Origin of the sequence: Streptomyces ureilyticus, from assembly GCF_011045025.1 — a bacterium.
Taxonomy (GTDB): Bacteria; Actinomycetota; Actinomycetes; order Streptomycetales; family Streptomycetaceae; genus Streptomyces; species Streptomyces ureilyticus.
On sequence record NZ_JAAKZX010000287.1, the window covers coordinates 1 to 9824 of the forward strand.

Annotated in this window: 8 protein-coding genes; 7 read left to right on the plus strand and 1 reads right to left on the minus strand. The window is 69.3% G+C overall.

What is annotated here, in order from left to right; genetic code table 11:
* Positions 1 to 117 precede the first annotated feature (117 nt).
* From G6048_RS43860 to G6048_RS43870, 3 genes are all read left to right on the plus strand, one after another.
* Positions 118 to 1218 (plus strand): cytochrome P450, encoded by a 1101-nt coding sequence (locus tag G6048_RS43860; RefSeq protein ID WP_165345207.1) that lies wholly within the window; start codon positions 118 to 120, stop codon positions 1216 to 1218.
* 156 nt (positions 1219 to 1374) lie between these two features.
* The gene (locus G6048_RS43865) at positions 1375 to 2046 is read left to right on the plus strand and encodes a polysaccharide lyase family 7 protein (RefSeq protein ID WP_165345202.1); all 672 of its coding nucleotides are present in this window, start codon (positions 1375 to 1377) and stop codon (positions 2044 to 2046) included.
* Between the two features lie 3 nt (positions 2047 to 2049).
* On the plus strand, positions 2050 to 4338 hold the full coding sequence (locus tag G6048_RS43870; protein WP_165345203.1) for a glycosyl hydrolase family 95 catalytic domain-containing protein: 2289 nt from the start codon (positions 2050 to 2052) through the stop codon (positions 4336 to 4338).
* 32 nt (positions 4339 to 4370) lie between these two features.
* On the opposite strand, the gene G6048_RS43875 is transcribed toward G6048_RS43870, so the two are convergent.
* Complete coding sequence (locus G6048_RS43875) at positions 4371 to 5240, minus strand: PhzF family phenazine biosynthesis isomerase (RefSeq protein ID WP_165345204.1); 870 nt, start codon at positions 5238 to 5240, stop codon at positions 4371 to 4373.
* 304 nt (positions 5241 to 5544) lie between these two features.
* On the opposite strand from G6048_RS43875, the gene G6048_RS43880 reads away from it, so the two are divergent.
* Genes G6048_RS43880 through G6048_RS43895 form a run of 4 tightly spaced genes read left to right on the plus strand, consistent with a single transcriptional unit; the run spans position 5545 to position 9442 of the window.
* Positions 5545 to 8028, plus strand: coding sequence for a sensor histidine kinase (locus tag G6048_RS43880; RefSeq protein ID WP_165345205.1), 2484 nt, complete (start codon positions 5545 to 5547; stop codon positions 8026 to 8028).
* An 11-nt stretch (positions 8029 to 8039) separates the two neighbouring features.
* Positions 8040 to 8465, plus strand: coding sequence for a roadblock/LC7 domain-containing protein (locus G6048_RS43885; protein ID WP_033328462.1), 426 nt, complete (start codon positions 8040 to 8042; stop codon positions 8463 to 8465).
* A gap of 1 nt (position 8466) precedes the next feature.
* A complete protein-coding gene (locus G6048_RS43890; RefSeq protein WP_165345206.1) occupies positions 8467 to 8823 on the plus strand; it encodes a DUF742 domain-containing protein in 357 nt (118 codons plus the stop codon).
* Positions 8810 to 9442 carry a GTP-binding protein gene (locus G6048_RS43895; protein ID WP_206342871.1) on the plus strand — a complete coding sequence of 211 codons (633 nt, stop codon included), beginning with the start codon at positions 8810 to 8812 and terminating at the stop codon, positions 9440 to 9442. Before G6048_RS43890 ends, G6048_RS43895 begins: the two co-directional genes overlap by 14 nt.
* The last annotated feature ends 382 nt before the right edge of the window (positions 9443 to 9824 follow it).

Consider the following 9824-nt stretch of genomic DNA (forward strand, 5'->3'; position numbering starts at 1 on the left):
TCTCGTACCACGCGGCCAAGGGCGCCGTACGGCTGATGACCAAGAACGCGGCGCTGCACCGACCGCCCGCTCCTCGATCCCGCCCCCGAGTACGCCAAGTGGCGTGCTGAGGAGCCCATTCGGCGGGTGACGATCTGGGGCGAGACCAGTCCCTGGCTGATCACCCGTCACAAGGACGCCCGCGCGGTGCTCGCCGATCCGCGTTTCAGCGCGGACGCGACGCTGCCCGGTTTCCCGGGGATGCGGCCGCAGGCGCCGCCGCGTGCGCCGGGTCAGTTCTTCATGATGGATCCGCCCGACCACACCCGGTTGCGCCGGATGCTGATCCCCGCGTTCACCTTCCGGCGCATCGAGGAGTTGCGGCCCGCGATCGGGCGGATCTGCGAGGAACTGATCGACACGATGACGGCGGACGGTTCTGGGTCGGCCGATCTCGTCGAGTCGTACGCCCTCCCGCTGCCCTCCCTCGTGATCTGCGAGCTGCTCGGGGTGCCGTACGAGGACCACGACTTCTTCCAGCGGCAGTCGAAGTCGATCAGCAGCCTCGCCTCGGGTCCCGAGGAGATGATGGCGGCGCGCAAGGCCCTGCACGCCTACCTCGGTGAACTGCTGGCCCTGCGGATGAAGGAGCCCGCCGACGATCTGGTCTCGCGCCTGGCGACCGAGCGGGTGGCGACCGGTGAGGCCACGGAGGCGGAGGCGGTCGGGCTCGCCTCGCTGCTGCTGGTGGCGGGGCATGAGACGACGGCGAATATGTTCCCGCTGGCCGTGGTCGCGTTGCTGCGCCATCCCGAGCAGTTGGCCGCCCTGCGCGCGGACCCGGAAGCCTGGCCGGGAGCGGTGGAGGAGCTGTTGCGGTATCTGACCGTGGTGCACTCCGGGATGCGGCGGATCGCGACCGAGGACGTGGAGGTGGCCGGCGTCCGGATCCGAGCCGGGGAAGGCGTGGTCGTGGCCTTGCAGGCCGCCGACCGCGATCCGTCCGTCTTCGCCGACCCCGACGAGCTGGACATCCGGCGCGACACGAGCAGTCATCTGGCCTTCGGTCACGGACTGCACCAGTGCATCGGCCAGTCCCTGGCCCGCGCGGAGCTCCAGATCGGGCTTCCGGCTCTGTTCCGCCGGCTGCCCGCGCTTCAACTCGCCGCGCCGCCCGAGGACTTCGCCCTGCCGGCGAGCTCCGTCCACGGCGTTCGTGCCCTCCCGGTCACCTGGTGAAAGGTCTCCCTTCGGGTACCACGCCTGGTGAGTAAGGTCCAGACTTAGCGGCCAGTACATCGGATCTATTCTCGACGCGACCGACATATTGACGGGCTTCTCTGCCTCCTTCTACGTTGCGTCGAGGATAGATCCGATGAATCGCTAAGGAGTGACATGGGCCCATCAAGACGTACGGTTCTTGCCGCCGGAGGCTTACTGGCGGGAGGCGCCGCCTGGGCGATGACCCCGTCGGTGTCCTCCGCCGTGGCCGCGTCTCCCACGGACGGCTGGGAGAAGACCTCGTTCACCTACGGCATGCAGAAGCCGTGGAATCTCAGTCTGAGCGAGCGTTACAGCAACAGCGGTGGCGTGCACCGGATGTGGGTGTACGACACCGACGAGCCCATGTCGCAGGGCAGTTCCACGGACCCGCGCACCGAGATGCGCTGGAGGCAGGAGTACACGTCCGGGCAGCACATGTGGGACGCCGACGTCTACATCCCGTCGGGCACAAACGGCGCGACCTTTGTGCAGATCCTCCGGGTGATCCACCCCGAGGGCACCCCCGCCACGGACTTCATGCTCAACGCCTACAGCGCGAGCGGGGGCTCGGTGCGGGCGTACGACCGTACGGTCCTGAAGACCAACGCGTACAACACGTGGTTCAACGTCAAGCTGGAGCACAACGCCTCCAGCCGCAGCGTCAAGGTCTACTTCGACGACGAGCTGGTGCTGACGACCCAGGACCGCGGCCCGGCCACGCGCCACTTCAAGAACGGCGTCTACCACCACGGCAGCGGTCGCGCCGAGGCGCGCTTCCGCAACATCACGTACTGGACGCGGTGAGCCATGACTTCACGCAGAGCAGTACTCGGCTCGGCCCTGGTCGGCACAACTGCCGCAGCTCTACCGGGAGTTGCCCACGCCGCTCCGGCCGGCCCATCCTCCCCAGTGCAAGGCAGCGGTCGTCGCTGGAAGCTGCGCAACCGTATGGAGTCGGACGGCGCGTGGGCCGACTTCCTGCGGAAGCAGGACCTGGTGTGGCGCAGGATGCCCACGCTGTGGCATGAAGGGCCGTTTCTGGGGGACGGGCGGCTGGGCAGCATGGTGTACCGGGAGCCGGAGGCGAACAGCATCCGCTTCACGGTGCAGCACGGTGAAGTGCAGGACCACCGGCCGGAGTTCGGCAGCGGCTGGGGGACGTGCCGGCTGCCCGTGGGGCATCTGACGCTCGACCCGGTCGGCACCATCAGTGCGGTCGACTGGCGGCTGAGCCTGTGGAACGCCGAGCTCACCGGCACGATCAGCACCGACAAGGGCACCCTGACGCTCTCCGCGCTCATCCATGACGGGATCTTCGCCGCACGCGTGACGGCCGACGGGGACGAGGAGGTTCGCTGGACGTTCCATCCCGAGGAAGCCGTCAGCCCCCGGAAGATCAGCGAGGCGCCGCCGGCCGGGTATGTCGCCAACTCACCCTGGACCAAGCGGACTTCGGGTGACATCGAGCAGGTTCTCCAGCCGCTCCTCGGCGGCGGACAGACGGCGACGGCCTACCGTCGCTCGGGCGACACGCTCCTGCTCAGCGTCGCCCACAGCCACCCCTCCGACACCCGCGCCGGGGAGGTCTCACTGCGGAAGGTCCAGCGCGCCCCTTCGTACGGTGCGCTGCGCAGGCTGCACACCCGCTGGTGGCACGCCTTCTACCGCAAGAGCTTCGTCTCGTTCCCCGACGAGCGGCTGCAGAGCTTCCACTGGATCCAGCTCTACAAGGTCGCGTCCGCCAGCCGCGCCGACGGCCCCGTGATGGCCACCTGCGGGCCCTGGCTGGAGCCCACACCCTGGCCCGCCGTGTGGTGGAACCTCAACGTGCAGCTGGAGTACTGGCTCATCCACGGCTCCAACCATCTGGAACTCGACTCGCTCGCCACCACCCTGAGGCAGAACCAGGAACAGCTGATCGCGAACGTGCCCGCCGCGTACCGCCCGGACAGCGCCGGAGTCGGCCGCAGCTCCGACATGTTCGCCAACCGCAGCGCCCCCACCCCGGGCAGCGGAGGTGAGTCGGGCAATCTGACCTGGGCGCTGCACAACGTATGGCTGAGTTACCGGCACACCATGGACGAGGCCCTGCTGCGCGACACGGTGTACCCGCTGCTGCGCCGCACGATCAACTACTACCTGCATTTCCTTCAGCCCGACAGCGACGGCAAGCTGCACCTGCCGTCGACGCTGTCGCCGGAGTATCCCGTCGTACCCCCGAAGGACACCAACTACGATCTGGCGCTGATCCGTTGGGGCTGCCACACGCTTCTGGAGGGGGCCGAGCGACTGGGCACCGACGATCCGCTGAAGCCGCGCTGGCAGGAGGTACTGGCGAAACTGACGCCGTATCCGGTGGACGACAACGGCTACATGATCGGCGCGGACACGCCGTATGCACAGTCCCACCGCCACTACTCGCACCTGCTGATGGTGTACCCGCTGTACCTCGTGAACTGGGAGCAGCCGGAGCAGCGCGAGCTGATCGAGAAGTCGATCGTCCACTGGCACGCGGTGACCGGCTCCCACCGCGGCTACAGCTATACGGGCGCCGCGTCCATGTACGCGATGATGGGCCGCGGCTCCACGGCGCTGGAGTACCTGAAGAAGTTCTTCGACCCCAGCACGCGGTATCCCTGCCGGGCCAACACCCACTACACGGAGGCCGGCCCGGTCATCGAGACACCACTGTCGGCGTCGCAGTCGCTGCACGACATGCTCTGCCAGAGCTGGGGCGGTGTCGTACGGGTCTTCCCCGCCGTTCCGGACTCCTGGGCCGACGTCACCCTGCACGACTTCCGCACCCAGGGGGCCTTCCTGGTCAGCGCGGTCCGCAAGGGCGGCGTCACCCGTTTCGTCCGCGTACGGAGCCTGGCGGGCGAGCGGCTCGAGATCCGCCACGATCTGACGGGCGGGCCGGTGACGGCGCTGCTCGACGACGGCAGCCGGGCACGCACGCACACGACGGACGACGGCACGCTGGTGATCGAGCTGGCCAAGGGCAGGGAGGTGCTGCTGTACGCGGGTGAACGCCCCGAACTCGACATCGCTCCGGTGGAGTTGAGCGAGCCGGGCGAGCCGTGGGGACTGCCGTAGTACGTCTTCAGTACGTCTTTGGTCAGTGCGGGTCACCGAATCGGGCGAGCCCGACCGGTGACCCGCACCCGCGGATCCGTCGGGTCGATGTCCACGAGCAGCTCGCTGGGGCGCCCCATGTCCTCGCCCTGGCGGACCGTGAGGGTCATCGGCTCGCGGACCAGGCCGAGGGTGCGCAGATAGCCGCCGAAGGCGGCGGCCGCCGCTCCCGTCGCGGGGTCCTCCACCACGCCCCCGACCGGGAAGGGGTCGCGGGCGTGGAAGAGGTCGTCCGCCGCGCGCCAGACCAGTTGGAGCGTGGTCCAGCCATGCTGCCGCATCAGGTCGGCGAGGCCGTCGAAGTCGTACGAGAGATCCGCCAGCCGGGCGCGGGAGGCGACGGCGAGGACGAGGTGCTCGGCTCCGCCGAAGGCCACGTGCGGCGGCAGTTCGGGGTCCAGGTCGGTCTCGGCCCAGCGCAGCGCGGCGAGCGCCTCGGCGGCCTCGTCCGGGGTGGCCGGGCGGGAGCGGGTGGGGACGCTGGTGAGGGTGGCGCGCAGCGTCCCGTCGGGGTCGGCGGCCGTGGACACCGGGATCTCTCCGGCCGGGGTGTCGAAGACGAACTCCCCGGGCCCGTTCCGCTCGGCGAGCGCCACGGCCGTCGCCACGGTGGCGTGCCCGCAGAACGGAACCTCGACGAGAGGGCTGAAGTACCGCACCCGGAAGCGGCGTCCGGCATCGTCCCGCGCCGTGACGAACGCCGTCTCCGAGTAACCGACCTCGGCGGCGAGGGCCAGCATCCGGTCGGGGTCGAGCCCGGCGGCGTCCAGAACGATCCCGGCGGGATTGCCGCCGTCACCGCCGGACCCCTCCGGGGTGAAGGCCGAGTAGCGCAGGACGGCGGTGCTGGTCTCAGGTCTCATGACCGCACGTTCCCACGAGGCGACGCGGTGGAGAAACAAGATTTCCTCCAATTCGCGGTGTCCTCAACGACCGCCTGCGGACGAGGAGTCAGGGCACGGTCACGCACCGCTCTCATACCGCTTCATCACCAAGCTTTTAGGTCTCTCACGGTGCGTACGGACGCTGGTACGGATAGCATCCTCCGCACCCAATGTGTGATGTCGGACACGCGGCCACCCACCGCTTTCGCCTCACCGCCCGACCGCCCGCCTCCCCCTTGCCCCATACCGCTCACCGCTCATAGCTCCTCGCCCTAGGACGACGATGTCTCCACGGACAGGTCCCCGCCGTCTCGGTTCCATACGTCTCTCCCTGATCCTTCTGGCCTTGGTCCCCAGCGTCACCCTCGCCGCGATGTGGGGGGTGACGACCACGCAGATGTTCTCCGAGGGGCTACGGCTGCGGGCCCAGACGGAGCTGAGCAGGTCGACCGGCGCCATGGGAACGGACGCGACGCTCGCGCTGCAACGGGAGCGGAGCCTGTCGGCCGCGTGGCTGGCCGCTCCCGGCAGTTCCAGGGCCGCCCTCGACAAGCAGCGGGAACGTACGGACGCACAGGTCGCCAAACTGGTCGGCCGGTCGGAAGCGATCGACAGGGCGCCCGAGCGGATAGGAGACCGGCTGTACTCGGTCATCGCCGCCGCGGGGAGCCTGGAGTTCTACCGGAACCAGGTCGACGGCCGCACCGACATCGCCCGGCAGTCGCTGGACCAGTACACCGCGATCATCGACAACCAGCTCCACGCCTTCCAGGAGCTCTCCAAGGTCGACGACGGCGATCTCACCTCACAGGCCGAACCGCTCGTCGCGCTGGAACACGCGGCGGAACTGGTCTCCCAGGAGAACACCCTGCTCACCCTGGCCTGGCCGTCCGGCGAGCTGGACGAGGAGTCGCACGCCGCCTTCGTCCAGTTGGTGAACGCCCGGCGCTGGCTGGTCGAGGACCAGATCGTCCACTCCGTGACCGGCTCGGTGAAGACGCAGACCGAGCGCATCCTCCAGGGGCCGGCCTGGAAGAACCTGGAGGCCATCGAGGCCCAGGTGCTCAAGGCCCGCGCGACGGGCAGCGGCGACGCCCGGAAGATCAACCTGCCGGACGCGCGGGAACAATGGAACGACGCGATGGGCCAACTCACGGTCCAGTACCCGAATCTGATCCAGCGGCAGACCACGGATCTGCTCGACCGCAGCAGCGATGAGGCCGACGCACTGCTGGTCAAGGCCGCCGCCCTGAGCGTCGGCGGACTCGTCGCGCTGCTGCTGAGCGTCGTACTGTCCTGGCGCATCACCCGCTCCCTGTTCCGGCGGATGCGCGGACTGCGGATGGCCACCCTGAGCCTGGCCCAGGAGCGGCTGCCGGATGTGGTCACACGGCTCGACCGGGGCGAGAAGGTCGACGTGGACTCCGCCGCACCCCCGCTGGACTACGGCCGGGACGAACTCGGCCAGGTGGCGCAGGCGTTCAACACCGCCCAGCGCACGGCGGTCCATACGGCGGTGGAGCTCGCCGACACCCGGCGCGGCTTCCAGAAGGTGATCCTGGGGATCGCCCGGCAGAGCCAGAACCTGGTCAATCTCCAGCTCAGCAAGCTCGATTCGCTGGAACGCGAACACCAGGACCCGCACATCCTCAAGGGCCTGTACGAACTCGACTCCAACGCCAGCCAGTTGCGCCGCTACGAGGAGAACCTCGTCATCATCAGCGGCGAGCGGCCGGGACGCACCTGGAGCGAACCCGTCGCGCTGATCGACATCCTGCGCAGCGCCGTCGGCGAGGTCGCCGAGTACCAGCGGGTGGAGGTGCACACCGACGAGGAGGTGTATCTCGCCCCGCCCGCGGTGGCGGACGTCATCCATCTGCTGGCGGAACTCATCGACAACGCGACCGCGTACTCGCCTGCTCCCAGCCCGGTCGGGGTACGGGCCGCGATGGTGGCCAAGGGCTTGGCCATCGAGATCGAGGACCGCGGTCTGGGGATGCCGGAGGACGATTACGAGGCGTTCAACGCCCAGTTGGCGGTGGAGCCGCAGTTCGACGTGGTGGCGCTGGCCGACGACCTCCGGCTCGGCATGTTCGTGATCGCCCGCCTCGCGACACGGCACGGCATCGCCGTCACGCTGCGCTCCTCTCCGTACGGCGGCACGACGGCGATCGTGCTGGTGCCCCACGACATCGTGGTGCGGGAGGGGCCCACGCCAGATGCGGCTGCCGCCGGCTCGGGCTCGGCGGCCGCTCTGGCGGGTGAAGCGGGCGTCCCAGCCCAGAGGGGACCGGAAACCCGGGTGGCCCGGGAGTCCGAGGAGGACGCCGAGCCGGCCATGGCTCTGGCGGAGAGCTCGACCGGCACGCAGGGCGATGACCGGCACAGCCACACACCCAGCCGCGTGGCCCGGCCCGCCTCCGGCTCCGGCCCCGGTTCAAGCCGGCGCAGCGGCCCCCCTCCGCTGCCGCGTCGCGTGCCGCAGACCAGCCTTGCCGACGAGCTGCGGGAGGACGCCGTGTCCGCCCGGGCGGACGACCCGCTCGAGGACTTCGACGCGGAGCGTGCCGCCTCCTCGTTGTCCGGATTCCAGCGCGGCACGCTTCGGGCCCGTGACGACGGTGAGGAGTGGACGTACAACGAAGGAAGAAACGAACCGGCAGAACCAGGAAGCGCAGGAGAGGAAGCCCCACCAGCGAGCCCAGGTACGCAGGTCCCCGTCCCCGGAAGAACCGTCACCTCGACTCCGCCGGCAGACCGCTCATGAAGGACAGAGAAATGACACGCCCCATCCCCGCCACGCACAGCCAGCTCGACCAGCTGCTCACCGGACTGGTGGACCGGGTCGCCGAGGTGAACCATGCCGTCGTGCTCTCCGACGACGGGCTGGTCGTCAGCCGGTCCACGGCGTTCCTGCGCGACGACGCCGAGCGGCTGGCTGCGACCGCCTCCGGCCTGGTGAGCCTCAGCAAGGGCGTCAGTATGGACTTCCGCGGCGGCCCCGTACGCCAGGCGCTCATCGAGATGCGCAACGGCTACCTGATCATCACCGCCGCCGGGACCGGCGCCCATCTCGCCGTGCTCACCCACCAGGGCGCGGACGTCGGCGTGGTGGCGTACCAGATGAACCTGCTCGTCAAGAAGATCGGCGAGCACTTGAGCGCGGCGCCGCGGGGCACGGTCGCCGCCGACCGCGGCGAGTGAGGTGAGCGGAGGCGAGGCGGCGGGCCGTCTCGTACGGCCGTTCGCGCTGACCGGCGGCCGGACCAGTCCCGACCGCAGTGACTTCTCTCTCATCACGACGGTGTCCGCGGTGGACCCGCCGCCCGCCTGGGCCGCCCGGACGCAGCCCGAGCACGCCCGGATCGTGCGGCTGTGCGCCGAGCCGATCGCCGTCGCCGAGCTGGCGGCCCATCTCGACCTGCCGGTGAGCGTGGTCTCCATCATGCTCTGCGATCTGCTGGCGGCGGGCCGGATCGCCGTCCATCCGCCCCGTCCCGTCTCCGGGACACCGGACAGGGACCTGCTGCAGAAAGTGAGGGACGGCCTTGGCCGGCTCTGACATACCCGTCAACGGGACTCCAGCACTTGGGAGTTCGGGTGCCGCGATCCAGGGGACCTCGGCACCCGACACGGTCAAGATCCTGATCGCCGGCGGCTTCGGGGTCGGGAAGACCACCATGGTCGGATCGGTCAGCGAGATCGTCCCGCTGCGGACCGAGGAACGACTGACCTGCGCGAGCCTGGGCATCGACGACCTTCAGGGCCTCGCCGGGAAGACGGCCACCACCGTGGCGCTGGACTTCGGCCGGATCACCATCGGCCGGGACCTGGTGCTGTATCTCTTCGGTACGCCCGGACAGCAGCGGTTCTGGTTCATGTGGAACGACCTCGCCATCGGCGCGCTGGGGGCCGTGGTCCTCCTCGACGTCCGCAGACCCGAGTCCAGCTTCGCCGCGATCGACTTCTTCGAGCGGCGGGGCATCCCCTTCGTCGTCGGCGTCAACGGCTTCCACGGGCAGCATCCGTACACGCCCGAGGAGATCCGGGAGTCCCTGGCACTGCCGGAGGGCACCCAGGTGCTGCTCTGCGACGCCCGCGAGCGCGAGTCGTCCCGGGATGTACTGATCGCTCTGCTGGACGAGTTGATCGCGGCTTCGGCGAAGGCCTCGGCGTCGTAGGGAAACGAAGGCCTCGGGGTCGTAGGGAAACGAGAGCCTCGGCGTCGTGAGTAAACAAGAGCCTCGGCGCCGTAAGAAGAGTCGTAAGGAGAGTCGCAAGGAGACAAGACCAGACGGGGCGTAAAGAGACAAAGGACACAGAAAGTCATCCTTGCCACGGAAACAGGGCATCATCTCCGGCACCGTCGCCCGCCCGCTGGCGCCCCTTCGGCTCCAGGACACCGTGCCGTCACACCGGGAGGGAACGGTTCCGACAGTCCCCGTTCTGCCTTGCCTTGAATCCGCCACGCCCGCCCCCACGGTCGTGACGCGAAAGGACGACGTGCCCTGTGTCCTTGCTCCCGCTCGACAAACTCCCCGGGCCGCTCCCCGCCACCACCCC

Excerpts from the sequence above, each read along its gene's own strand:
- G6048_RS43865 (WP_165345202.1), top strand. The coding sequence starts at position 1,375 with ATGGGCCCATCAAGACGTACGGTTCTTGCCGCCGGAGGCTTACTGGCG.
- G6048_RS43870 (WP_165345203.1), top strand. The coding sequence starts at position 2,050 with ATGACTTCACGCAGAGCAGTACTCGGCTCGGCCCTGGTCGGCACAACT.
- G6048_RS43875 (WP_165345204.1), bottom strand. The coding sequence starts at position 5,240 with ATGAGACCTGAGACCAGCACCGCCGTCCTGCGCTACTCGGCCTTCACC.
- G6048_RS43880 (WP_165345205.1), top strand. The coding sequence starts at position 5,545 with ATGTCTCCACGGACAGGTCCCCGCCGTCTCGGTTCCATACGTCTCTCC.
- G6048_RS43885 (WP_033328462.1), top strand. The coding sequence starts at position 8,040 with ATGACACGCCCCATCCCCGCCACGCACAGCCAGCTCGACCAGCTGCTC.